The 24,272-nt window shown below is 46.3% G+C and carries 22 protein-coding genes; 7 read left to right on the top strand and 15 right to left on the bottom strand.

The window, feature by feature from the left end; genetic code table 11:
• Positions 1-76 precede the first annotated feature (76 nt).
• Both ACV3PA_RS07030 and ACV3PA_RS07025 read left to right on the top strand, forming a co-directional pair.
• On the top strand, positions 77-1,399 hold the full coding sequence (locus tag ACV3PA_RS07030) for a dihydrolipoyl dehydrogenase family protein (RefSeq protein ID WP_456125877.1): 1,323 nt from the start codon (positions 77-79) through the stop codon (positions 1,397-1,399).
• 14 nt (positions 1,400-1,413) lie between these two features.
• Entirely contained in the window at positions 1,414-1,791 is a 378-nt protein-coding gene (locus ACV3PA_RS07025) for a VOC family protein (protein ID WP_053453997.1), read from the top strand.
• A gap of 58 nt (positions 1,792-1,849) precedes the next feature.
• Here ACV3PA_RS07025 and trxA read toward each other — a convergent pair whose 3' ends face one another.
• From trxA to zapA, 11 genes are all read right to left on the bottom strand, one after another.
• Positions 1,850-2,161: a thioredoxin gene (gene trxA, locus ACV3PA_RS07020; protein ID WP_023468994.1), complete on the bottom strand. Its 312-nt coding sequence runs from the start codon at positions 2,159-2,161 to the stop codon at positions 1,850-1,852.
• A 161-nt stretch (positions 2,162-2,322) separates the two neighbouring features.
• Positions 2,323-3,288, bottom strand: a complete 966-nt coding sequence (locus tag ACV3PA_RS07015) for an electron transfer flavoprotein subunit alpha/FixB family protein (protein ID WP_456125876.1) — start codon at positions 3,286-3,288, stop codon at positions 2,323-2,325.
• Between the two features lie 13 nt (positions 3,289-3,301).
• Positions 3,302-4,075: an electron transfer flavoprotein subunit beta/FixA family protein gene (locus ACV3PA_RS07010; protein ID WP_023468996.1), complete on the bottom strand. Its 774-nt coding sequence runs from the start codon at positions 4,073-4,075 to the stop codon at positions 3,302-3,304.
• Between the two features lie 74 nt (positions 4,076-4,149).
• Positions 4,150-4,728 (bottom strand): fatty acid metabolism transcriptional regulator FadR, encoded by a 579-nt coding sequence (locus ACV3PA_RS07005; RefSeq protein ID WP_456125875.1) that lies wholly within the window; start codon positions 4,726-4,728, stop codon positions 4,150-4,152.
• A 71-nt stretch (positions 4,729-4,799) separates the two neighbouring features.
• Positions 4,800-6,473 carry an AMP-binding protein gene (locus ACV3PA_RS07000; protein WP_456125874.1) on the bottom strand — a complete coding sequence of 558 codons (1,674 nt, stop codon included), beginning with the start codon at positions 6,471-6,473 and terminating at the stop codon, positions 4,800-4,802.
• A gap of 195 nt (positions 6,474-6,668) precedes the next feature.
• Positions 6,669-7,562, bottom strand: coding sequence for a YitT family protein (locus tag ACV3PA_RS06995; protein ID WP_053454001.1), 894 nt, complete (start codon positions 7,560-7,562; stop codon positions 6,669-6,671).
• Positions 7,563-7,747: 185 nt separating this feature from the next.
• Positions 7,748-8,155 (bottom strand): DUF350 domain-containing protein, encoded by a 408-nt coding sequence (locus ACV3PA_RS06990; protein WP_023469001.1) that lies wholly within the window; start codon positions 8,153-8,155, stop codon positions 7,748-7,750.
• Positions 8,156-8,165: 10 nt separating this feature from the next.
• On the bottom strand, positions 8,166-10,532 hold the full coding sequence (locus tag ACV3PA_RS06985) for an endonuclease MutS2 (RefSeq protein WP_053454002.1): 2,367 nt from the start codon (positions 10,530-10,532) through the stop codon (positions 8,166-8,168).
• Positions 10,533-12,248, bottom strand: a complete 1,716-nt coding sequence (polX, locus tag ACV3PA_RS06980; protein ID WP_456125873.1) for a DNA polymerase/3'-5' exonuclease PolX — start codon at positions 12,246-12,248, stop codon at positions 10,533-10,535.
• Positions 12,249-12,294: 46 nt separating this feature from the next.
• Entirely contained in the window at positions 12,295-12,843 is a 549-nt protein-coding gene (locus ACV3PA_RS06975) for a CvpA family protein (RefSeq protein ID WP_053454004.1), read from the bottom strand.
• A gap of 3 nt (positions 12,844-12,846) precedes the next feature.
• Positions 12,847-13,083 (bottom strand): cell division protein ZapA, encoded by a 237-nt coding sequence (zapA, locus tag ACV3PA_RS06970; protein WP_029342308.1) that lies wholly within the window; start codon positions 13,081-13,083, stop codon positions 12,847-12,849.
• Between the two features lie 120 nt (positions 13,084-13,203).
• On the opposite strand from zapA, the gene rnhC reads away from it, so the two are divergent.
• Complete coding sequence (gene rnhC / locus ACV3PA_RS06965; protein WP_456125872.1) at positions 13,204-14,124, top strand: ribonuclease HIII; 921 nt, start codon at positions 13,204-13,206, stop codon at positions 14,122-14,124.
• Positions 14,125-14,147: 23 nt separating this feature from the next.
• On the opposite strand, the gene ACV3PA_RS06960 is transcribed toward rnhC, so the two are convergent.
• Positions 14,148-15,617, bottom strand: a complete 1,470-nt coding sequence (locus ACV3PA_RS06960) for a UDP-N-acetylmuramoyl-L-alanyl-D-glutamate--2,6-diaminopimelate ligase (RefSeq protein ID WP_456125871.1) — start codon at positions 15,615-15,617, stop codon at positions 14,148-14,150.
• A 130-nt stretch (positions 15,618-15,747) separates the two neighbouring features.
• Between ACV3PA_RS06960 and ACV3PA_RS06955 the strand changes: the two genes are divergently transcribed.
• The 4 genes from ACV3PA_RS06955 to ACV3PA_RS06940 all read left to right on the top strand — a co-directional run bounded on the left by ACV3PA_RS06955 (position 15,748) and on the right by ACV3PA_RS06940 (position 19,473).
• The gene (locus ACV3PA_RS06955) at positions 15,748-16,410 is read left to right on the top strand and encodes a response regulator transcription factor (RefSeq protein WP_053454007.1); all 663 of its coding nucleotides are present in this window, start codon (positions 15,748-15,750) and stop codon (positions 16,408-16,410) included.
• Positions 16,394-17,782: a sensor histidine kinase gene (locus ACV3PA_RS06950; protein ID WP_053454008.1), complete on the top strand. Its 1,389-nt coding sequence runs from the start codon at positions 16,394-16,396 to the stop codon at positions 17,780-17,782. Before ACV3PA_RS06955 ends, ACV3PA_RS06950 begins: the two co-directional genes overlap by 17 nt.
• 75 nt (positions 17,783-17,857) lie before the next feature.
• A complete protein-coding gene (locus ACV3PA_RS06945; protein WP_053454009.1) occupies positions 17,858-18,295 on the top strand; it encodes a MarR family winged helix-turn-helix transcriptional regulator in 438 nt (145 codons plus the stop codon).
• Positions 18,292-19,473, top strand: a complete 1,182-nt coding sequence (locus ACV3PA_RS06940) for an MFS transporter (protein ID WP_235504904.1) — start codon at positions 18,292-18,294, stop codon at positions 19,471-19,473. Before ACV3PA_RS06945 ends, ACV3PA_RS06940 begins: the two co-directional genes overlap by 4 nt.
• Positions 19,474-19,535: 62 nt before the next feature.
• Here the strand turns inward: ACV3PA_RS06940 and ACV3PA_RS06935 are convergent, their stop codons facing one another.
• The 3 genes from ACV3PA_RS06935 to pheT form a co-directional block, all read right to left on the bottom strand.
• The gene (locus ACV3PA_RS06935) at positions 19,536-20,240 is read right to left on the bottom strand and encodes an ABC transporter ATP-binding protein (RefSeq protein ID WP_053454011.1); all 705 of its coding nucleotides are present in this window, start codon (positions 20,238-20,240) and stop codon (positions 19,536-19,538) included.
• Between the two features lie 4 nt (positions 20,241-20,244).
• Positions 20,245-21,651 carry an ABC transporter permease gene (locus tag ACV3PA_RS06930; protein ID WP_053454012.1) on the bottom strand — a complete coding sequence of 469 codons (1,407 nt, stop codon included), beginning with the start codon at positions 21,649-21,651 and terminating at the stop codon, positions 20,245-20,247.
• A gap of 214 nt (positions 21,652-21,865) precedes the next feature.
• Positions 21,866-24,262, bottom strand: coding sequence for a phenylalanine--tRNA ligase subunit beta (pheT, locus tag ACV3PA_RS06925; protein ID WP_456125870.1), 2,397 nt, complete (start codon positions 24,260-24,262; stop codon positions 21,866-21,868).
• Between the last annotated feature and the right edge of the window lie 10 nt (positions 24,263-24,272).

Raw genomic sequence — 24,272 nt, 5'->3', positions numbered from 1 at the left:
GTCTCCTTTCACCGTTTTTAGTTTTATTCGTTCGGGTAAATACCATACATTGATTATGACATATGGAGGATGAAAAATGCGTACATATGATTGCATTGTGATTGGAACGGGTTCCGCTGGAAATCAAGCGGCTTATAAATTCATTGAAAAAGGACTACGTGTTGCCATCGTTGAAAACTTCACTCCGGGTGGTACTTGCGCACAACGCGGATGTGACGCAAAAAAAATCTTACTAACAGGTAGTGAAACGAAAGATGCTGTCGAGCGCTTGCTCGGATATGGTGTTAAAGGATTGATTTCGATTGATTGGCGCCAATTGATGGAGCGAAAGAATGAATACACACGTGCTATTCCTGAGCAAACACGAAAACGGTACGCCGAAACAGACATCGACTATTTCCACGGCGAACCTCATTTCGTGTCTTCGCATCGTCTCCGAATTGGTGAAGAAGAAATCGAAGGGAAGCAGTTTTTAATCGCAACTGGATTGCGTCCTCGCGAATTATCTGTACCCGGTAGCGAACGTTTCATAACTAGTAATGAGTTTCTTGAACTGAAAGAACTTCCCCGACGACTCGTCTGTGTCGGTGGCGGTTATATCTCGTTTGAGTTCGCACATCTTGCTCGGATTGCTGGAGCAGACGTCACGATCGTCTTACGTTCTCACCCTTTAAAACAATTCGAAAGTGAATTGGTCGATGTTTTACTCGATGCCACGCGAGCACTTGGCATCTCGATCATCAAAGAGGCGGAAGTCGTCGCCTATGAAGAGGACTCACTTCGGTTGTCTAACGGTGACGTGTTGAAGACCGACGTCGTCTTGAACGCAACTGGACGTGTTGCGAGTATCGACCAGCTTGGTCTCGAAGCAATTGGCGTTGAGCATAACGAAAAAGGAATACACGTCAATGAATATCTCCAATCTTCTGTGGAACATATCTATGCTGCAGGAGACGTCGCTGTCAGCGGGAATCCTGCCTTAACACCGTTCGCTGGAACGGAAGGACGGCTCGCCGCTGATAACATGCTTGAAGGGAACAATCGGAAACTGGAGCTACTTCCGGTACCGAGTGTCGTGTTCACCGCTCCGAACCTAGCCCTCGTCGGCGAAACGGAAGCCTCTTTGAAAAAGGCCGGTATCCCTTACAGTGGTCGATTGATTGATACATCTTCCTGGCAAACGAACGCACGGATCAAAGATAGTTTTGCTCGAGCGAAAGTCCTTGTTGGTGAAGATGATCAAGTGCTCGGCGCACACTTCATCGGTGTACATGCAGCGGAACTAGCAAACTACTTCTCGTTTGCCATGCAGCACCGAATTCCAAGTACTTCGATGCAGCAGACTGGATTCGCTTACCCAACGCCCGCTTCAGACATCGCTTCGTTATTTGAAGATTGATAGGAGGTCTTTTAATGATTCAATATGGCTACACGATTCTTTATAGCGAAGATTCTTCACGGACCTTAACATTTTACCGAGACGTTCTTGGTTTATCCGTTAAAGCGGAGCATGGTAGTTACATCGAGTTCGAAACCGGTCAGACGACACTCGCTTTTAATACACGCGAAGATGTGCAACAGTTGATACCGGGTTACGCGATACCAAGTGGAAATGTACAACAGACGTTAGAGATCGGATTTGTCACGGATGACGTCCCTGCTCTTTATATAAATGTCGCAGAGGCGGGATACGAGACCGTACTCGCTCCTGTTGAAAAACCATGGGGGCAAGTCGTTGCGTACGTTCTTGATCCTGATGGTCACCTCATCGAACTTTGTTCACCAATGTAATTAAAAAATGGACCGCTCTGCCTATGCAGAGCGGTCCATTTTGATATGCAGAAAAGAATTAGTTAGATGTTTCAACGAATTCTTTAAGTGCGTCTTTTGGCATGAAGCCCATTGTTTTGTTGACAGGTTGTCCATCTTTGAAGAGAACGAGTGTCGGGATACTTTGTACTTGGAATGCTCCAGCGACTTCTGGGTTTGCATCCACGTCAACTTTGACGATTTTTACATCTTGCATGTCAGCATCGAGTTCTTCAAGAACTGGTGCGAGCATACGACATGGTCCACACCATGTTGCCCAAAAATCAACAAGGACGAGTCCTTCTTGTGTTTCTTCTTTAAATGATTGGCTAGTTGCGTGTACGATTGCCATTGATCATAACCTCCTAATGAGTAGATCAACCCGGTAAAAAAATGGGTGATCTCTTTATTGATTCGAGTATATCATAGCAGTCTCTTCCAACAAACGAAACTGCTCACGCGAAAAATCCGCAAAAACAACCGGCGCCATGACGATGGCACCGGTGTTCAAACTCATCCGTGAACGAGCATTTTTTTGAATTCAGCTGTCAATAGCGGAACGACGTCGAACAAATCGCCAACGATGCCGTAGTCAGCAACCGAGAAGATGTTCGCTTCCGGGTCTTTATTGATGGCTACAATCACTTTTGCATTCGACATTCCTGCTAAGTGTTGAATCGCACCTGAGATCCCACAAGCGATGTACAGATCCGGCGTAACGACTTTACCCGTCTGACCGATTTGCAGCGCGTAGTCACAGTAATCCGCATCACAGGCACCACGCGAAGCACCGACTGCTCCTCCGAGGACATCTGCTAGTTCTTGTAACGGGGCGAATCCATCTGAGCTCTTGACACCACGCCCACCTGCGACGATGACTTTTGCTTCTGATAAATCAACGCCACCCGTGGCTTTGCGTACGATGTCTGAGACAATCGTACGTAAATCTTTTAGTTCGACCGTAACGGATTCAACCGTCCCTTGTGAACTACCTGCTTCAAGTGGATCGATGTTGTTCGGACGAACCGTAAAGAGTGTTTTGCCCTCTGCGACTTTAACTTTTTCAAATGCTTTACCCGAGTAGATCGGGCGAATGAATGACGCATCCGCGCCTTCTCCTTCGATCGCCGTCACGTCACTGATTAGCCCAGCTTGTAGTTTTGCTGCAATCTTCGGCGATAGATCCTTCCCGAGCGACGTATGACCGAAGACGAGTACGTCTGGTGACGTCCGGTTCATCAACTCGAGAAAGACTTGTCCATAACCATCTGGTGTGTAATGCAACAGACGTTCATCTTCGACGACGAGGACTTGATCTGCTCCGCGTGACGCTAATGCTTCCGCATCTTTTGCTACATCGTGTCCAATCAGGACAGCGATGACTTCATCTGCGACACGTCGCGCTGCTGCGATTGCCTCAAACGACACATTCCGTAAACTGCCGTCCCGTGATTCTGCGAGTACTAATGCTTTTGTCATTCGTTTCTCCCCCTTAGACCACTTTTGCTTCGTTACGTAGTAATGATGCGAGCTGTGCGACTTGCTCGTTCAGTTCACCTTCGAGAATCTTACCGGCTGCTTTATTCGGTGGTAAGAAACGTTCAATCGTCTCTAGACGTGGTGTGAGTTCGTCTTCATCGAGTTCTAAATCATCGAGCTCGAGTTCTTCAAGTGGTTTCTTCTTCGCTTTCATGATCCCCGGAAGACTTGGATAACGTGGCTCGTTCAATCCTTGTTGCGCCGTCACGAGTAACGGAAGTGTTGTTTCAATCGTTTCCGTGTCCCCTTCAGCGTCACGTGTCACGACAGCTTTCGTTCCGTCGAGCTCTAGCTTCGTAATTGTCGTCACGTAAGGAATATCAAGCAATTCTGCGACACGAGGTGCCACTTGACCGCTTCCTCCATCGACTGCGACGTTTCCGGCGATGACGAGATCAACCGTTTGTTCCTTCAAATAACCAGCGAGCACTTCAGAAATCGTAAAATGATCTGCTTCTTCAATGTCATCTTCAATGGAGATACGAACGGCTTGATCCGCTCCCATCGCGAGTGCTGTTCGTAATTCCTTGTCCGCATCTTCCGGTCCGACCGTCACGACCGTCACCGTTCCCCCTTGTGCATCACGGACACGGATTGCTTCTTCTACAGCATATTCATCATATGGATTAATGATGAACTCTGCGCCATCCTCATCGATTTGACCATTCTCGAGTTGGATTGCTTCTTCCGTATCGAATGTGCGTTTCAACAGTACATAGATTTCCATCTCATGCTCCCCCTTGTCGTCTATTCACCATCATCCTTTGTATCCGCTTACATGATTGTTTTCATGAAAAGGGCTTAACTCAGCCCTTTGATCAACATCCGATGAATCCCGTCGCGTGTCTCAAGCAACTCATATTTGAATCCACTTGCCATCCAGCTCGTCACGACCTCATCGATCGTTCCGAAAATCATCTGACGTGCCAATCGATAATCGAGTTCGTTTGAAAACTCACCTGTCATCATTCCGTGCTTGACGACCCGATCAATCAGATGCAAGTAAGGTTTCAAGACAGCAGCGATATTTTGGCGCATGTCTTGGTTCGATTGACGTAACTCGATCTGCGTGACGACCGCCAAATCATAGTCGACGGATAATTGCTCGAGGTGCGCTTCAATCAATGCTGCCAACTGTTCCGTCGCTGACGTATAATTCGCGATTTGTCCTTCGGAATATTCGATGAAACTCCCCATTTTCGCTTGGAAGAGCGAAATCAAGAGGTGCTCCTTATTCTTGAAGTACAGATAAATCGTTCCATCCGCAACACCGGCTTCTTTTGCGATGGCAGTCACCTTCGCTCCATGGTAGCCGTTTTTGGCGATGACTTTTACAGCGGCATCAATGATGCGGTCACTCTTTGACATTGTTCGTTTCATTCCACTATCTCCTAACGCATAAAATGAATGATGGTTCATTCATATTTATTCTATCATGCCATTTTATCCTGTCAACTGCTTTCTTCGAGTTGTTTGGCACGCTCTTCTTCAACGAGAACACGACGGAGAATCTTCCCGACGAACGTTTTTGGTAACTCTTGGCGGAATTCATACTGCTTCGGTACTTTGAATGAAGCCAACTGTTTTCGACAGAATTGGTCGAGTTCTTCTTCCGTGACCGTCATCTCATCCTTGACGACGATGAACGCCTTGACGGTCTCTCCACGGTAAACATCGGGAACACCGATGACGACCGCTTCTTTGACTGCCGGATGCTCATATAAGATTTCTTCGACTTCTCGTGGATAGATGTTGAACCCGGAAGCAATGATTAAGTCTTTTTTTCGATCGACGATTCGGAAGTAGTGATCCTCGCCGATATAGCCAAGGTCTCCCGTATGCAACCAACCGTTTCGTAAAACAGCTTGGGTATCTTCTGGTCGCTTCCAGTACCCTTTCATGACTTGCGGTCCTGTAACGATGATTTCGCCGATTTCACCTGGTGCAGCCGGCGTCTCACCATCCGCTTGGACGATCTTCGCTTGCGTATCAGGTACCGGAATGCCGACCGTTCCAGGAATTCGGCGGTCCCAAATACAGTTCGTATGCGTGACCGGGCTTGTTTCAGACAAACCGTATCCTTCAACGATTCGCCCCCCCGTCAACGCTTCAAATTTTTCCTGCACTTCGACTGGAAGTGGGGCTGAACCAGAAATACAAGCTTCAATCGAAGAGAGATCATATTTCTTCAGCTTCGGATGATTCAATAAACCAACATACATCGTCGGAGCACCTGGGAACAGATTCGGTTTTTCTTTATGAATCGTCTTCAGTACTTGTTCGATATCAAATTTTGGAACGATGATCTGTTCATACGCATTAAAAATACCAAAGTTGAGGTTACACGTCATCCCGTAGACATGGAAATAAGGAACGACGGCTAACAGCTTTCGTCCATCTCCTCGATTGTATTTATAGAACCATTTGTCGATCTGTTCGACGTTCGCACTCAAATTGAAGTGCGTCAACATGACACCTTTTGGAGCCCCTGTCGTTCCACCCGTATATTGAAGAACAGCGACATCTTCTTTCGGTTGAATCGTGACTGGTGCGATCGGTTCATACCCACGTAGTGATAAAAATGGAATCGAACCTGTCGTATCGATGATGATGTTGTTATCTTTCCGTGCTTTAATGGGATACAGTTTATTTTTAGGGAAGGGAAGGTAATCCGCGATACTTGTCGTCACGACCGTATTCAGTGCAGTCGCTGTTTTGACGCGAGATGCTTTTGGATAAAGTAGATCGAGTGTCACGAGCATATGCGCCCCTGAATCAACGAGAATCTGTTCGAGTTCGCGGTCCGTATAGAGCGGGTTCACTTGGACGACGATTCCCCCTGCGTAGAGGACAGCATAATAACTAATCATATACTGGGGACAGTTCGGTAACATCAGTCCGACGCGATCTCCCTTTTTAAGTCCCTGTTCCTGTAGCAGACTTCCAAAGGTACGCGCTTCATCACGTACTTCACGAAATGTCATACGTTTTCCTAAGAAACTCAAGGCACGTTGTTCCGGAAAATCAGTCGCTGCCTCATCAAGCGCCTGATAAAGCGGTACTTCTCGATAATCAATCGATGCGGGTACTTGCTCTGGATAATCAGATAACCAAACGGATTCCATACGTTTCCCTCCCTGATAATGAATTACTATTCATTTTTATTATACGTTGATTTCAATTCGACATGCCAGTAAAATCCAAAAAAAGAAATTGAATTTGCTGGTTTTTTGATTCTTTCAACCAGAATTCACGATACAAAAAAAACAGTATTCGCCCTTCTCCTTTTCGAAAGAGGACGAATACTGATTTTGCATGATTTAACGAGATGGATACGTAAATCCTTCCCCAATGACTTCCCGTACTTTATGAATGACGACGAAGGCGCGCGGGTCTGCTGCTTCGACGATTTGCTTCAAAGGCGCAAGTTGTCGTTTATCGACGATCATATATAACATATCATTCTTTTGTTTCGTGAAATGACCATGACTATGAATGACTGTTGCGCTACGACCAAGTGTCTCTGTTAGAATCGTCGCAATCTCTTCTTGGCGATGGCTGATGATCGTGACCGCTTCACGGACGTTCAATCCTTCACTGACGAGATCAATCAAGTACGAGCCAATGATGATCGCAATCAACGTATACAGCATCGTCTCTTCTCCAAATAGAAAACCCGATGCACCGACGACTGCGACATCGATGATGAACATCGAGACTGCGATACTAAGATTCAAATATTTATTCATGAGTCGAGCGATGATGACGCCCCCACCCGTCGTTCCTCCTGCTCGAATGACGAGACCAATTCCAACACCAATCAGAATTCCCGCATAGACCGTACCAATCAAGCGGCTATCTGACGAAGTCGCAAGACTTGCTGTTGAGGAGAGGACAAACGATGTGACTGCGACTGAGATGACGGAATAGAGCATCGTCTTCCGGCTGAGGAATCGATAACCGACGACGAATAGCAAAGCGTTCGCAATCAGTGACACAAGTCCTGTATCCCATCCGTACAGATAGTAGAAAATGACCGTGATCCCGATCAATCCACCTTCTGATAAGTCGTTTGGAATCGTAAAGTAGTTGATCCCAAAAGCGAGAATCGCCGATCCAACGACAACCCAAAAAATATCCTTCCAAGAGATCAGTTGCATCGCTTCAAAAGCACGGCGTCTTGTTTCTGCCGTTGTTGTTTTTCGTACGTTCATATGCGTTCCTCCTTTTTTGATTAGGCGTGGCTTCCAATAAAAATTCCGTACTGAAACGATGTCAGTACGGAATGATCACACGGTAAGACCGGTTCTTTTAATTAAATACAATCCAGAGGATACCGACGACCAAAAAGGCGATCGAAACCCCGAACATGATTTTCGCTAAACGTTCTAACACGGATTCACCCCACTAACGCTGATCCGATGACGTAGGACATGCCGATTGATAAGGCACATGAAATTATTCCGACGGCAATATTGCCATTCTCGATTTCACGGTCTACCGGCAAATTCGGTGTCAGGAATTCAAAGATCCAGTATGTCGATATCAATAATAAGAAGCCAAAGGCACTTTCAAGAAATATCGACCCGACTCGTTCTTCCCCCTGAACAGCGAAATGAACGATATTGGCGAGTCCGATGATTTTTCCACCTGTTGCTAACGCAACAGCGATATTGCCACTCTTGATATGTTCCCAGTTTTTATACCGGGTTGTCAACTCAAAAAGTGCAAGTCCTAAAATGATCAGTAATCCCGCGACCGAATAGAGCGCTGTCGTATAGACATAGACGTTCTCAAAAATGTTCATCTTACTTTCCTCATTTCAGTTCGATGATCGTCACACCGTGTCCGCCTTCACCTTGTCCACCTAGGCGATGACCTTTGACGTGACGATGACCTTTCAAGAATTCTTGGACACCTTGACGCATCGCTCCCGTACCAAGACCATGAATGACACGAATGTGGTCGTAGTTCGATAACAAGGCTTGGTCCATGAAGCGCTCAAGCTTCGACAGCCCTTCTTCGACACGTACGCCACGCAAATCGAGTTCAGCTGAAGGTGCCGATTGTTTCGTGATACTTGTTCCACCAGAACGCCCTTTTGTTTGCGGACGTTTTGGTGTACTGCCGATCTTCGCGAGATCTTCCGGCTTGACGTTCACCTTCATGATCCCGACTTGAACCGTATACTCTCCGTTTGCCTGTTGGTTAATGATATAGCCTTTTTGATTGAAGGTCGTAACTTTGACTTCTTCCCCTTTATCAAAACGTGGCGTTTGGTCGTATTTCGCTTTCACTTTCGCAATTCGCTTCTCTTGCAAGCTCGGTTTCGCATCTTCAAGTTTTTTACGTGCTTCGATCAGTTCATGCTCTTTGACGGCACCAGCATCACGTAATTCCTTCAAGCGCTTAATGACGCCTTCCGCTTCTTTTTGCGCACGTTCGACAGCACGCGTTGCTTTTTCTTCTGCTTTTGCCAAAATCTCATTCTTTTCTACCTGGATTTCGGCTTGTTCTTGCTCGAATTGCTCACGCTCTGCAACGAGTCGTTTCTTCTCTTCTAGCAACTGAGACTCTAACGTTTCAGCACGTTGTTTCGCTTCTTCCAATCGTTCGATCATCGTCTCGACGGACTGAGCGTCGCTACCGATTTGACCACGTGCTGCGTCGATAATCCGGTCTTCGAGTCCGAGGCGTTTTGAAATCTCAAACGCATTCGATCGTCCAGGTACACCGATGAGTAGTCGATACGTCGGACTAAGTGATTCGACATCGAATTCCATCGATGCATTGACGACTCCTTCTCGGTTATATCCGTATGCTTTTAACTCCGAATAGTGCGTCGTCGCTGCAACGCGCGCTCCGCGGCGTTTGACTTCATCTAGAATCGCGATTGCTAGGGCAGCACCCTCTGTCGGGTCCGTTCCGGCACCTAACTCATCAAACAGGACCAAACTCATGAAATCGATTTTCTCCATCATCGAGACGATGTTCGTCATATGCGAACTGAACGTCGATAAATTTTGTTCAATCGACTGTTCATCCCCGATATCGGCATAAATCGCATCGAAGACACTGAGCTCTGTCTCATCTGCTGCCGGCACGTATAGTCCTGATTGCACCATCAATTGTAGAAGACCGATTGTTTTGAGGGTGACTGTCTTACCACCGGTGTTTGGACCGGTGATGACGAGTGACGTAAAATCACCACCAAGCGATACAGTAATCGGTACGACTTCCTCCTTCGGAATGAACGGATGGCGTGCTTCCTTCAGAATGATATGGCGATTTTCATTCAAACGCGGTTCGACAGCTCCGATTTGATGACCGTATAATGCTTTCGCCATGATGAAATCGAGTTCAGCTAGGACATCGAGATTGATGCGAAGCGAATCACCGACACTACCGACAAGTGCTGATAGTTGGGCGAGGATTCGTTCGATTTCAGCTCGTTCTTTCAAACGCGCTTCTTGAATCTCGTTATTTGCAGAAACGACAGCTTGTGGTTCGATGAATAACGTTGCACCGGACGCCGACTGGTCATGGACGATTCCCCCGAATGCTTGACGGTACTCTTGTTTGACCGGTACACAATACCGATCATTTCGCATCGTCACGATTGCGTCAGACAACATTTTCGCTTTACTGCGTAAGACGTTATCGATTTTTGAGCGAACCTGTCCTTCGAGCGAGCGCAACTGACTGCGTAACGCTCGTAATTTATCACTTGCTGAATCTTGGACAGTTCCCTGATCATCGATCGCATGACGAATGCCTTGTTCGATTTCAACGAGCTTCGTGATTTGCTCGATTCGACTATCAAGGCGTGGTAATCGTAGATCTGCATGATCCTCGTGTAGTCGTTCTTGGAACGCCTTCACTTGTCGTCCGGAATAGACGACGTCTGCGACAGATAATAATTCACTTGTCGAGAGGACAGAGCCAATCTCTGCCCGCTTGACCTCACTCCGGACATCTGTCAATCCACCGAACGGATAACGGTCACGCAAGCGATAGACCGTTGTTGCTTCTGTCGTGACAGCTAACAATTCCTTGACCTGCTCGAACTCTTCCGCAGGACGCATCGCTCGAACGAACTGTGCACCAAGTGAGCTTGCCGTGAAGGCGAGCATATTTTCTTTTAGCTTTTCATATTCTAATACGCGTAATGCGTTGGCATTCATTTAATCCACTCCTAAACGTTTTCGACCGAAGAATGCAAGTGCCTCTTCGGCACTCCACGTATTGATGACATCAGACGCCTCCAAATAGGCTTTACGTGCATGAAGGACACCAAGTTTCATATCTTCTAACATTTCTGGTCGGTGTGTATCCGTATTGATCAAAATCTTTACTCCGGCAGCCTTGGCTTTCGCAAGGGAACTTGCCGTCAAATCGAATCGCGCTGGGTTTGCGTTCATCTCAAGTGCTGTTCCTGTCTCTGCTGCTAATTCGATCAATCGATCGACGTTGACGGCATACCCTTCACGTCTACCGATGATTCGTCCCGTCGGATGGGCAATGAGAGAGACGTATGGATTACGACAAGCATTTTCGAGTCGTTGCATGATTTCTTCTTCTGTCTGATCAAACTTCGAGTGGATGGATGCAATGACATAATCCATCTCTTGTAAGAAGTCATCTTCATAGTCAAGTGATCCATCGGGCAAAATATCCATCTCGACACCACATAAAATCGTCATCTCGGGATGCTTTGCTCGCGCTGCTTCAATCTCGACGCGTTGTGCACGCAAGCGATCTTCCGTCAATCCATTGACGAACTTCATGTACTTGCTGTGATCGGTGATCGCCATCCACGTATAGCCTCGTGCTGCACATGCATCGACTAATTCTTCGACAGACAAGGTACCATCTGACCACGTCGTATGCATATGAACATCTGCCTGAATGTCTTGTTCAATCAAGAGTTTTGATAAATCCTGTTCGAACTCTTGCCGTCCCGCCCGTAATTCCGGTGCGATGAACGGTAAGTCATACCGTGCAAATAATTCTTCTTCCGTCTTTGGCTGCACTAAACCGTTCTCCGTCTCGACACCATATTCAGAAATACTCTCTCCCCGTTCTTTGGCGAGTTGACGCATCCGAACATTATGATCTTTTGAACCCGTGAAATGGTGTAACGTTGACGCGTACGACGCGTCATCCACGATTCGGAAATCAACCGCGATATAATAGACATCTCGTTTTAAGACGAGTGACACTTTCGTACTACCAGCAGCGATGACTTCATCAATCAGCGATAGTTCAAGAAGTTGCTCCTTGATCCGTTCCGGTTCGTTCGTCGAAAGGATGAAATCAAGATCCTTACATGTCTCTTCTGCCCGTCGGAAACTTCCACCGACTTCGAAGCGGATGACTTCATCAAACGTTGCAAGTGTCTGATTTAATTCAGCAACGACCTTTCGCATAACACCGTATGGCAGACGCTCTGGTCGTGTTTCAAACGTTTCGAGCGCTTTGACGTATTTCTCGACCGTCTTCTTACCAAATCCAGGCATCGCCTCGACTGTACCATCCGCTAATTTCTCTGCAAAGGAATCCGCATCAATGACACCGACTTCATGCAGTTTAGCAAGTTTCTTACCACCAAGACCCGGAATTTTTAGTAAGGCGATCAACCCTTCCGGTACTTCTTGTTCGAGTTCCGTCAAAGCAGTACTCGTTCCGGTTTGTCGATATTCTTCCAGTACGGCAGCCGTTCCCTTACCAATCCCTTTCATCGCCGTGAAATCTTCGATCTCCATGAAGTCTGCATCAGACGCTTCGAGGATACTTGCTGCTTTTCGAAAAGCATTGATTTTAAATGGATTTTCCCCTTTGACCTCTAGGTAGACGGATATCCGTTCCAAGTGACGCATCGCATCTTGAATCGTACGCATCTGCAATTCTCCCCTCAAAAAAAGCTCCCATTTAACGGGAGCATGTTTATTTTATCAATCCAACTTTGTCCATCAGCCAGTTCGCAAGAAGCGGTGTATGCTGGATGATGAAGCTTGCTAAACTCGAATCTGCGATCGCATCTTGTATCGACTGGATCGGTACGAATGCTGCTAGGAACAAGAGTAAGAAGACAAAAATGTACATTTCGATAAAGCCGAAGACGCCACCTAATAATCCCTTAACTTGTTTTAAGATCGGTACGTTCGTCAACGAATCAAACATCGACAACAAGATTGCTAAGATGATTTTTGTACCGAAGAACAAAACGATGAACCAAAAGGCTTTGTAGAACACCTCATCGAGTCGTGCTGAACTCGGAATCGAAAACATCGTTAAGTCGATTCCCGCATCATCTAGCGTCGACGGATACGGTACCCACAAACGGAATTTCGTCGCTAGCTCTTCATAAAACGACAAGGCGACGATAAAAGAAATGATCAGGCTGAGCAAATGCCCGGCCTGCAATACGACTCCCCGTCGGACTCCCGTCATGACGCCTAAGGCGAGAAGTAATAAGATAACGAAAGAAATCATAGTTTATAGTTCACCCAAATTCTTTTTTATTTTTACATAATCACTACCAATATTAAGCGCCGCTAGGACGGCGATTTGACGAACGTCGAGTTGTGGTGCTTGTTCTCGGATTTCTCGAATTTTCGTATCCACGAGGAGACCCACTTCGCGTACGTGTTCTGGCGACTCCGTTCCGACAATCGTATAATCATTGCCTGCGATATGAATCGTCGTCCGGTTCAACCCTTCTGAATCAGCCATTTTTCTGTCCTCCTCATACTTTGCTTCTTTCATATAGTACCATCATTTTCGTTTTAGGAAAAGAAGTCCCCCATCGGTCTTAAGGATGGTATGCTTAATCCCGGAAAGGGAGGTTATCTCGTGGGAACTACCGTTTTACGCTTATCTAAAGAAAAGCAAGACCTCATCATACAAGAGTTTAAACAAGGACAGACGAAGAGTCCACCCTATGCACGATTCGCCGCCAAAGTACCGGGTTGCGTCATCACGATTTACAATTCTGGAAAAGTGATGTTTCAAGGAACGGAGGCAGAAGCCATCGCATCACGATATGGTACGGCTACACCAACGAAATCAAAGGAACCCGTTGTATCAACGTTACCAGATGGTTTTGCTGAATGGTCCGTCGCAGGTAGCGATGAAGTCGGCAAAGGTGACTTCTTTGGTCCGCTCGTCGTCGTTGCTTCTTTCGTTGATCGCAAGCACATCGCACTACTGCGGGAACTCGGTGTTCGTGATTCAAAACACCTGAATGATACCGAGATTCGTCGGATTGCTCGTGATCTTCACGCGGTCATTCCATATACGTATCGCGTCTTACACAATCCAGAATACAATCAGATGCAACAGACGATGACACAAGGAAAGATGACTGCTCTGATGCATAATGATGTACTTGAGCGACTTCTTGACCAACTGGAGACAAAACCAGAAGCGATTTTGATTGATCAGTTCGCTGAGAAAAATGTCTACTATAAACACTTATCTGGTGTTATGAATCCCGTTCGAGAAAATGTCTACTTCTCGACCAAGGCGGAACAACTCCATGTCGCCGTCGCTGCCTCATCGATCATTGCTCGTGCGATTTTTCTGAAGGAAATGGACAAGTTGAGTGAAACAACAGGTGTCATCATTCCTAAAGGTGCTGGCGCGAAGGTCGATCAGGTCGCTGCTTCACTGATCTTACGTCATGGAGCTGACAAACTACGTGACTGGACGAAAGCCCATTTTGCCAATACGAAAAAGGCACAACAACTAGCTACGAAGCGAAACCGACCATGACCCTTGCGGAATGGTCGGGTTTTTTAAATGACAGATTCACCTTCAGACAACCGTTCTAATTCTGCAAGCAAGATAGTTTTTTCATTAAAAGGAATCGTTTTTGTACCGATTCGCTCTACTTCGTCGTGACCTTTCCCAACGATGACGATCCGTTGTCCTTCATGAGCGAGATGTGCAGCTTGTACAAGGGCTTCATGACGGGACGGATGACAACCAATGACACGTTCTTGCTGAATATCAGCAATCAACTCTTCGATGATTTGTTCCGGTTCTTCCGATCTCGCATCATGAACGGTCACGATAATTTTCGAGCAATATTTACTTGCGATTCGCCCCATCTCCGCTCGTTTTGTACGGTCACGTTCTCCGGCCGCACTTAAGACGACCGCTAGTGACTCTCCTGAAGAAGTAAGTGCCTCTAAACATTTTTCTAGACCATCCGGTGTATGCGCATAATCGAGATAGATTTCACAAGGATCCCAGGCGAGCCGTTCGAGTCGTCCTTTCGGTAACTCTAACCCGGGAATATGACGAATCAGCGCGTACAGATTGGCGTCGCCCGCCCGCAATAATCCCATTGCCGCCGCTAAATTCGCTGCATTGAATTCACCAAGTAGAGCTGTCGGCACACGCGTCGTCGTCTCATCGATGCGCACGTTAACAGTATCCGTCAGCCATTCGACTGCGATTTGTGACGTGCGGTACGGTTGAGTCGTATACCAAATGACCGGTTGCAAGGGTGCGGCTTCTCGCATGACGCGACTCCAACCATTTTCTCGATTCAAGACGATGGCCCGTCCACTCGACGCAGCAACTTGCTGAAATAACAAGGCTTTCGTCTTTGCGTAATCTTCCATTGAATGATGATAATCAAGGTGGTCATGTGTCAGATTCGTAAATGCTGCTGAGTGGAAGGACACCCCTTCTACTCGATCTTCAGCTAGTGCGTGAGAAGACACTTCGATGATGCAATCTGTCACACCTTTTTCGACCATTTCAAACAATAAACGATGTAGGATGATGGCTTCAGGCGTCGTATTGGGCGTCTCAATGAGTTCTTCATCGATTCGTGCGCCGACCGTGCTGATCATGCCGGCTTTCACACCTGTTGCTCGAAAGAGATCGTAAGCCAATTTTGTCGTCGTCGTTTTCCCATTCGTGCCGGTCACACCGTAGACGCGCATTTTTCGACTCGGTTGATCGTAAAAGGAATCTGCTACTTTCCCGGCAGCCCTCTTGGTATTTTCGATTAGAATAACAGGAATCGTCATATCCTTTAATGCTTCTTCCGCTAAAATGGCAGCTGCTCCATTGCGTTCAGCTTCTCTTGCATATCGATGACCATCTACCGTGTAGCCGCGAACACAAATAAACAGACTTCCTGGTATCACTTTTCGTGAATCTGTTTCAATACTCGTAATCATCGGATTTGAATCTGTTTGCAAGTTGAAAAGTGATATTAATGATGATAAAGATTTCGGACGAGGCTTCATGATGTTTGCTTCCCTTCCTTGTCTCAAGATTCGCTTTATTTGGTTTAATATAAATGACTTGATGCATCATTTGTATATCTTCACCTAAACTTCAGATGAGTATGTTACAACTAACGATGAGGTGAACGATATGACGCATATTTTAATCGCAGAAGATGAATACGATATCAGGGAACTACTAACGGAATTATTGAACTCCAATGGATACGTAGTAACTAGCGCAGCAAACGGCATGGAAGCCTTACAACTTTACCGATCAAGCTCGTTTGATTTAATCATATTAGATATCATGATGCCTTTCTTCGATGGTTTTGAGGTCGCACGCAACATTCGTAAAGAATCACAAACGCCGATTATTTTTTTAACCGCTTTGCAAGATGAAGAGAACCAAGTGAAAGGGTTTGATCTCGGAATCGATGATTACATTGCAAAACCTTTTTCCCTTCGTATTTTACTCAGACGGATTGAAGCCGTTATCAGACGCATACAATCAAATGAAGTAGAATCACTCTCATTTCGAGAGATTACCCTTTTTCCATCAAGCTATAACGTATTCATTTCCGGAAATCCGACGACATTAACACTTAAGGAATTTCAAATTCTTCATTTACTACTCGAATATCCCGGTCGTGTACTCGAACGAGAACAGCTGATTCAGCAACTTTGGGGGTTTGATGCCCTCGGAGATACGCGATTCTTGGATACACATATTAAAAACCTAAGAAAAAAAATAAACGTACCTTACATTCAAACGGTGAAAGGAGTCGGCTATAAGCTTGAAGCACCTAACTAAACGTCAAGGAATCACTGCTAAATTATTTCTTTTGACGATGAGCTTACTCATCGTCGCTGTCCTCTCGACGGTCGGTTTTCTATATGCCTCGCTACCTTCGTATTATCAGTCCTATCGAGAAGAACAATTTCATTCGACGATGGCATCTATTAAACAAAAAAGTAAAGAACGTTCAATCGAAGAACTCATTCCATTGCTTGATCAACTGACAGACAAAGGAATTCGTTTTTCACTTTGGACGGAGGACGACCAACTTTTATATGCACCAGGTTTTGGTCGCGGACCGATTCGCCGCACTACAGATAACTCTCCCGCCGGAACGATCCAAGATTCGGTTCCACTGCAACTGAACAATCAAACCGTTACCCTCGATGCCGATCAAATGATTCAACCGATTGATGAGGTTAAAGCTGTCTTGTTAAAACTAGCACCCTATATCGTTTTCCCGCTTCTATTGTTAGCAGGTCTCGCTGCCTATCTTTACTCACGTACCATCTCTCGACCGCTACTCTCCATCAATCAAGCGACGAAGGAATTAGCGAATTTAAACTTTGCTATCCGTACCCATCACCACTCGACGGATGAACTGGGTGATTTATCAAGAAACATCAATCAGCTCGCCACAACACTGGAGGTGACGATGGATTCTTTACATGCCTCCAATGAACGCCTTCGTCTAGAAGCGGAAAAAGATCGATTACGTGACGCGGAACGAAGACAGCTATTCCTCGCTATCTCCCATGAGTTAAAAACACCCGTTACGATCATCAAAGGTCAAGTTGAAGGGATGCTCTTGAATCTAGGGGTCTACCGCGACCGTGATTATTATTTGGAACGCGCTAGTCAGGTGATTGAAAACATGGAGCGCCTGATTGCTGCGTTGCTCGAAGTCGCCCGTGTCGAACAAATGGCACTCCACTTCGAGGAAACGAACCTTCGTCTCCTACTCGAACAACAACTTGATCAATTCGGACAACTCATTCATGATCGACAGTTACTCGTGATTTCACCTAAGGAAGACTGGAACGTCAACACGGATCGTCACTTATTGGAGCGTGCTTTTCATAACGTGTTGATGAATGCCATCTCGTATACGGCTCCCGGCGGAACGATTCTAATCGAGATGACTAGTGAACGAAGCGGTGTGACGCTAACGATCACGAACTCGCCGACCATTCAAGATTCCAGTGATACTGCGGCATGGTTCCATCCCCTTACTCGCGCTGAACAATCACGAAATCGAATTCATGGTGGCAGTGGTCTCGGACTTTATTTAGTACATCAGATCATGGATCGATTAGACTTAAAGACAACTTTGGCTGGAACACCTGATCAAGTACGATTCACAACGTTTTTTAAGACTACTCCCTGATTTCTACTTGCCAAAGAAGTAAGGAATCCGCTATAATCCTTTAAGTTAACTAGTTAACTTAAAGGAGGTTTTTTTATGTCATCCCAACAAGAAGATATTCTCGGACAACTGTCAAAAGTTGCTCGCCTCGTCAAACGAGACATCGATGCCACGTTGACACAATATTCGTTACACACCGGACAATGGGCACTCTTAAAGGCAGTATCCTTACTTGAACCGGTCTCACAGGTCACTCTGTCGAAATACTTAGTCATCGAAAAACCAGCTGTCACAAAAACAGTCGCCCGATTAGAAGAACTAGGATTCATCTTTCGACAGAACTCGGGACGTCATCGTCTGGTCGAGTTGACCTCGCAGGCGCGCGACTTGTTTCATACGATTGATGCATCCGTACAACAAGCACATCGTACATTTTTAGACGAACTATCTCCAGAAGACCAGTCTACCTTAGAGCGTCTGATGACTCAGCTACTGCATACTCATCGTCAGGTCGAACAGGAGGAATCATCGTGAACCGTTTATTCCACCGGCATTATTTGACGACATTACTCGTCAATCTCTTATTGTTCATAACGTTTTACTTATTGAATGCGTCCCTGCCTCTACTTGCCGCTCAAAAATTCGAGGTATCACAAGGCTCACTCGGATGGGTTGTGACAGCATTCGTACTCGCGACGGTCTGCTCACGTCCATTGATTGGTCATTGGCTCGATCGATACGAACTGAAACGAATGTTACTGTTATCAGCTAGTCTGTTTACCCTCTTTAGCTGTCTCTACTTGATCATCCTCCCGATCGAGTCATTCGGTCTATTACTCATCATTCGTGTGTTACATGGATTCAGTTTCGGTATGATTTCTTCTTCACTGAGTTTAAGCGTCACGACTTTGATTCCTAAGCAACGTCAGGGTGAAGGAATGGGCTACTTCGTTCTTTCGATGAATCTCGCTTCCGTCCTCGGTCCTGTCATCGGATTGACATTGATTGCTCATGATGTCATGGTCTGGTATTTCATGACAGTCGCTTTGCTCGCCATCTGTTCATTTCTTTTCGTGATCCGTTTACCGTTGACGAGCAGTCATATTCCGCACACATCACCATTTCGGCTCCGCCAATCGCTCTTCTTAGCCAGTCCCGTCTTATTGCTGGCTACGAGCTTTGCGGGAATTGCGATTTCTAGTACTTCTGCATTCATCTCCTTGTATGCCGATTCCATTCACCATGTGGCGTATGCCTCTTACTTTTATGGACTGGCTGCACTCGGTATGGTAGCCATTCGTCCACTAGCCGGTAAACGGTTCGACCGGAAAGGACCAGCTTCCGTGCTTGTTCCGTCCTATGGTTTGTATGCGGTTGGATTCCTAGTGCTCGGATTCTTTCCAACACTCTACGGTTTATTGTCCGCCGCCCTCATCATCGGCATCGGTTCCGCCTCCATCTTCCCAGGATTGCAGACGGTCATGTTGACGCATGCAGCTCCTGCACAAAAAGGCAAAGCCATCTCTACATTTTTCCTCGCCTATGACAGCGGCTTTGGCATAGGTGCCTTTCTTCTATCGGGCATCGCGGCAAAAACTGGGTACTCAAATATGTTTTTGATTTGCAGTCTCGTCGTCGTCAGCAGCGGACTCTTATACGGGTATTCGAGACGTTCCTCCGCTACAGCAAACAATCAGGACATTGCCTCATAAGCAAAGAAGGGTCTCTCATCAATCGATGAGAGACCCTTCTTTTAATACATCCATCCGTCACTTCAACGAGCTGGTATGACCTGCCCTTCAATGCTAGGTTTTTTTTCGACGAATCGTTGTTTCTTCAGTTCAATGATTTGATCAGCAGCACGTGCGACTTCTGCCGAGTGGGTCACTGCGATGATGCAACGATTGGAATCATGCGCTAGTTGTTGGAACAAACGAATGATTTCCGTAGCTGTTTTTTCATCGAGTGCACCCGTCGGTTCGTCTGCCAGTATGATTGGCGCTTCTGTCGCCAAAGCCCGCGCAATGGCCACTCGTTGCTGCTGACCACCACTCAACTGTAAAACATTTTTTTTCGCATGTGTTTCATCGATACCCACCTGTTCCAACAATTCAAGGGCTCGTTTCTTTTTTTCCTTGATCTGTCGTCCACTCAATTCAAGTGCGACGATGACATTGTCAAGAGCATGCATATAGGTTAATAAATTAAAGGATTGAAAGACAGTCGCTGCATGACGCGATCGATACGTCGTCAGTCCGATTTTTCTCAAGTCACGTCCTTCATATTGTATTTGTCCTTCCGTTGGTGCGTCCAATCCACTGAGTAAACTCAGCGCGGTCGTCTTACCGGAACCCGATTCTCCAAGAATCGCATAAAATCTTCCCGCCTTAAACTGCATGGATACCTCATTCAAAATTCGTTGCTGCTTTCCTGCTGATGTATACGCATACGATACCTTCGTCATTTCTAAAATCGTCATCTGATTAATCCTCCCGTAATAAGATTTCTTTTGGATTCATTCGTAATAATATAAGTGATGGTAATAAAACGGATAAAAAGACGATCAGACTTCCGATTTGAACGACTTGCGTTAATGTCGCCCAGTCAATTTTTGTCGTCATCTCCGTAATTTGAGGAATGCTAGCGAGGAGTTGTTGACCTCGACCACCCGGACCTCCGAATCCATCTGTCGCAACAGAACTTGCCGCTTCTGTCACTTCACGATTTAATAATTGGTCCGTCATGAATTGTGATGTCATTCCTCCCGTCGCATATGTGATGAGAAACGCAATTGCCGCAATCGCAAATGTTTCAACTAATAATTGCCCCATCAGCTTCGAGCGTTTTTCGCCCATTGCCATCAAGATGCCCATCTCTTTCCGACGTTCACGGACAGACAGCAAAATCAAAAGTGCCAGAATCAAACCGCCTGCGACACTAACGAGATATACAACTGATTTTGAGAAGGAAGCAACTTGTTCAATCGGTCCGACCATTTTCTGATAAGCCGCGTCATTCGCATCCAACGTGTATGTGTCCCAATCCACTGATGAAATCGCTTTTGCCTTTTGTTTGAACGCCTCAATTTCAGACGGATCCTTTAAGGAGTAAACGACACTTGACGCACTTACTGTCCCATCCTCGGTCGCAAAGTCAGCAAGCGTCTCATTTGATACATACATTTGATTCATTGGATCCATGAATCCTGCAGCACGGAAACTCGCATCAGAACTCGCGTCTGTCGATGCAGAAAGCCCGATGATCGTCAATTTTTGTGTTTCATTCGTCGTCGTCGATTTCAGTTTGAAGGTATCTCCTACTTTAAGATCGTTTTCAGTTGCTAGATTTTCATCGATGACCACACTATTTTCTTTCGCCTCAGGCGTCACTGCTACACCATCAACGATTTTTAATGTTCCGTTCGAAAATGAATCAAGTAACTCCATGTTCGTCACACCGTTCAACGAAAAGTCGGGTGTCGTCATTCCTTCTGGCATTCCACCACCTGGTCCACCACCTGTATTCGTTGATTCACTTTCAATCGGTTCAATATCGCTTGCCGTTGCCGTCGCTTGCGAAAGATAATTGGTTGACTTCACTGCATCTAGTTGTTCGATCGCTTCAACTTCTTTCATCGAAATCTTAACTTCCTCTGGTCTTCCACGTTCTCCAGAAGCTTGTCGCTCCTGCATTTGTTTTTGTCGATCGACTTGTAACGTCACGGTAGCTCCAAGCTCTTTTCTTGCCTCTTCTCCAGCTGATTTTGCTGCATTCTGAATCGCGAATCCTGACAGAACCAGCGATCCGATCACCGTCAAAATAATCAACATGATCATTGTCTTGCCCTTTCGCGCAATAATACTCTTTCCAGCCCGTTTCAAAAAATTCATGTGTCCTGTTCCTCCTTTTATCGTCTGCATTCATCTTATGAAACGAATCTGTAGCTTGACTGTAGTTCGACTGTATCTTGAACGAAGAAACGATATTAAACAAAAAAAAATGCAATTCTTTTCAGTAAGAAAAGAATTGCATTTTACCTTTAATCCGAAAAAACAGGTAGCCGTGGAATCTTCATCATGATTCACGTCCCATCCAATCATCTAATTACGCGCGAAGTTCCGCATTGAACGTTTCTTTCACTGCGTCGACGACACGTTGTTGTGCTGTCGTAATTTCTTCATCTACTAATGTTCGTTCCTTGTTTTGGTAACGAAGAGAGAACGCGAACGACTTTTCATGTTCGCCAACGTTTTCTCCTGTGTAGACATCGAATAATTCAATTGCTTGCAGGAGCGGACCCGCTGCTTCTGTCATGACATCGACGATGGATTGTGCCGTCACTGATCGTTCGACGACGATCGCTAAGTCACGTGTCATCGATGGGAAACGTGAAATTTCCGAGTAGACCTGTTCTTCTTTCGAACGTAGTGCCATCGCTTCTAATTCAAAGACGTACACTTCTTTCAATCCATACTGTTCTTTTGACAGACCTGGATGTACTTGACCGACAAATCCGATTGCTTCTCCGTCCAGTAGAATCCGCGCTGTACGTCCGGGGTGCATCGATGGAATGTTTGCCGCCTCGAACGTCAATGTGATGCCAGATGCAGATGCGAGTGTCTCGACGATCCCTTTCATGACGAAGAAATCTGTTTTAACAAGTGTTCCGTGAGCACGATGTTGTTCTGACACACCGACTGCGACGCCACCAATCATTTCTTGTTCGATTGGAAGTGTCTCAAGTGATGCATCTCGTTGTAGATACACACTACTAAGTTCATAGAATGCGACGTCAGCATGCTGTCGAGCGACGTTATGTTGTGCGACTTCAAGCAATCCTGGAATGAGGGATGTCCGCAGTGTCGAACGTGCTTCACTGATTGGCATCGCGAGTTTGACCGGATGCAGGTCTTCCCGTTCATTGAATTGCATCGCCCGTTGTTCGCTCGTCAACGAATACGTGATCGCTTGCGAAAGACCTGCCCCTTGTAATGTCCGGCGTAATTGACGACGATGGACGTTTCGTTTCGGTAAGAAACCACGGCTTGCTTCAGACGGTAGACTTGAAGTCAGTGCATCATAACCATAAAGCCGTGCGACTTCTTCTGACAAATCAGCTGGAATTTTCAAGTCTTGGCGGCGAGTCGGTACGCTGACCGTTAAGGCATCCCCCGACAACTCAACACCGAGACCGAGACGTTCAAGCAACGTTTGCATGACCGTTCCTTCAATCTCCATCCCTAGACGGTGATTGATGTATGAAACACTCGCTTCAATCAAATGATCGTCTAACTCAAGCGTTCCAGCTTGAGCGATACCCGCTTGAACCGTTCCACCTGAGAGTTCAGCGATCAACGCTGCTGCACGATCAAGCGCTAACAAGACACGACGTGGGTCAACGCCTTTTTCGAATCGCGCGCTTGAATCCGAACGGAGTCCAAGAACACGGCTCGTCTTCCGGACAGAAATCGGTGCGAAATAAGCAGACTCTAAAATGATCGATGTCGTACTTCCGTCCACTTCTGTATTTGCTCCACCCATGACACCAGCAAGTGCTACTGGGCGTTCTCCGTCTGTGATGACGAGCATCGAAGAATCAAGTGTCCGCTCGACTTCGTCTAACGTCGTGAATGCTTCACCTGCATGTGCTTGACGCACGACGATTTGTTTCCCGAGTTTTTCCGCATCGAATGAATGAAGCGGCTGACCTGTTTCAAGTAAAACGAAGTTCGTGACGTCGACGACGTTATTGATTGGACGAATGCCATTTGCGATCAAGCGGTTTTTTAACCAAGTCGGTGATTCTTGAATCGTCACCCCTTGGATTTCTCGTGCCGCGTAGAACGGGCAGTCTTCTGAATCAAGCGTCACGTTGACTGTCGTCGCAGATTCTGCTTCTTTGACATCAACGACCGGGAACGTTGGTGTTGTATCATAAAGCGCAGCCACTTCGTGTGCGACACCATACATGCTGAGGCAATCCGAGCGGTTCGGTGTCAAGCCAAGTTCTAGGATTTCGTCACGTAGACCGAGTAATTCTAAAACATCTTGTCCCGGTGTGACTGGTTCACGGAACGTATGAATCCCATCTTGCTCATCTTCTCGGATATATTTCTTTTCGAATCCGAGTTCTTCAAGTGAACAGATCATCCCTTCCGAGACGACACCGCGCAATTTTGCACGTTTGATTTTAATCCCTGGTAACCGAGCTCCGACACGCGCGACAATGACATCTTGTCCTGCTTCGACGTTCGGTGCACCACAAACGATTTGGACGGGTTCTTCTTGTCCGATGTCAACTGTCGTGACGTTTAACTTATCCGCTTCTGGATGTTTTTCTTTCGTTAACACACGTCCGACGACGATGTTGTTCAACGACTCATCTCGGACATCGACGCCTTCGACTTCAATTCCACTCTTCGTAATTAAATCAGCCAAGTCCTGTCCTGAAATATGACTGACATCCACATATTCGTTCAACCATTGTTTTGAGACTAACATCTGCGTTCCT

The sequence above is a fragment of the Exiguobacterium sp. EA-TM-5 genome (assembly GCF_053878415.1).
The sequence above is the reverse complement of the archived record's forward strand: the minus strand, read 5'-3'. Positions and strand labels throughout refer to the sequence as shown.

Coding starts and splice junctions, on each gene's coding strand:
- zapA (WP_029342308.1), bottom strand. CDS start 13,083: ATGGCTGATTCAGAAGGGTTGAACCGGACGACGATTCATATCGCAGGC.
- ACV3PA_RS06955 (WP_053454007.1), top strand. CDS start 15,748: ATGACGCATATTTTAATCGCAGAAGATGAATACGATATCAGGGAACTA.
- polX (WP_456125873.1), bottom strand. CDS start 12,248: ATGCGTACGATTCAAGATGCGATGCGTCACTTGGAACGGATATCCGTC.
- ACV3PA_RS07025 (WP_053453997.1), top strand. CDS start 1,414: ATGATTCAATATGGCTACACGATTCTTTATAGCGAAGATTCTTCACGG.
- pheT (WP_456125870.1), bottom strand. CDS start 24,262: ATGTTAGTCTCAAAACAATGGTTGAACGAATATGTGGATGTCAGTCAT.
- ACV3PA_RS06935 (WP_053454011.1), bottom strand. CDS start 20,240: ATGACGATTTTAGAAATGACGAAGGTATCGTATGCGTATACATCAGCA.
- ACV3PA_RS06995 (WP_053454001.1), bottom strand. CDS start 7,562: ATGAACGTACGAAAAACAACAACGGCAGAAACAAGACGCCGTGCTTTT.
- ACV3PA_RS07005 (WP_456125875.1), bottom strand. CDS start 4,728: ATGAAACGAACAATGTCAAAGAGTGACCGCATCATTGATGCCGCTGTA.
- ACV3PA_RS06985 (WP_053454002.1), bottom strand. CDS start 10,532: ATGAATGCCAACGCATTACGCGTATTAGAATATGAAAAGCTAAAAGAA.
- ACV3PA_RS06945 (WP_053454009.1), top strand. CDS start 17,858: ATGTCATCCCAACAAGAAGATATTCTCGGACAACTGTCAAAAGTTGCT.
- ACV3PA_RS06960 (WP_456125871.1), bottom strand. CDS start 15,617: ATGAAGCCTCGTCCGAAATCTTTATCATCATTAATATCACTTTTCAAC.
- ACV3PA_RS07000 (WP_456125874.1), bottom strand. CDS start 6,473: ATGGAATCCGTTTGGTTATCTGATTATCCAGAGCAAGTACCCGCATCG.
- trxA (WP_023468994.1), bottom strand. CDS start 2,161: ATGGCAATCGTACACGCAACTAGCCAATCATTTAAAGAAGAAACACAA.
- ACV3PA_RS06975 (WP_053454004.1), bottom strand. CDS start 12,843: ATGATTTCTTTCGTTATCTTATTACTTCTCGCCTTAGGCGTCATGACG.
- ACV3PA_RS06990 (WP_023469001.1), bottom strand. CDS start 8,155: ATGAACATTTTTGAGAACGTCTATGTCTATACGACAGCGCTCTATTCG.
- ACV3PA_RS07015 (WP_456125876.1), bottom strand. CDS start 3,288: ATGACAAAAGCATTAGTACTCGCAGAATCACGGGACGGCAGTTTACGG.
- ACV3PA_RS06930 (WP_053454012.1), bottom strand. CDS start 21,651: ATGAATTTTTTGAAACGGGCTGGAAAGAGTATTATTGCGCGAAAGGGC.
- ACV3PA_RS07010 (WP_023468996.1), bottom strand. CDS start 4,075: ATGGAAATCTATGTACTGTTGAAACGCACATTCGATACGGAAGAAGCA.
- ACV3PA_RS07030 (WP_456125877.1), top strand. CDS start 77: ATGCGTACATATGATTGCATTGTGATTGGAACGGGTTCCGCTGGAAAT.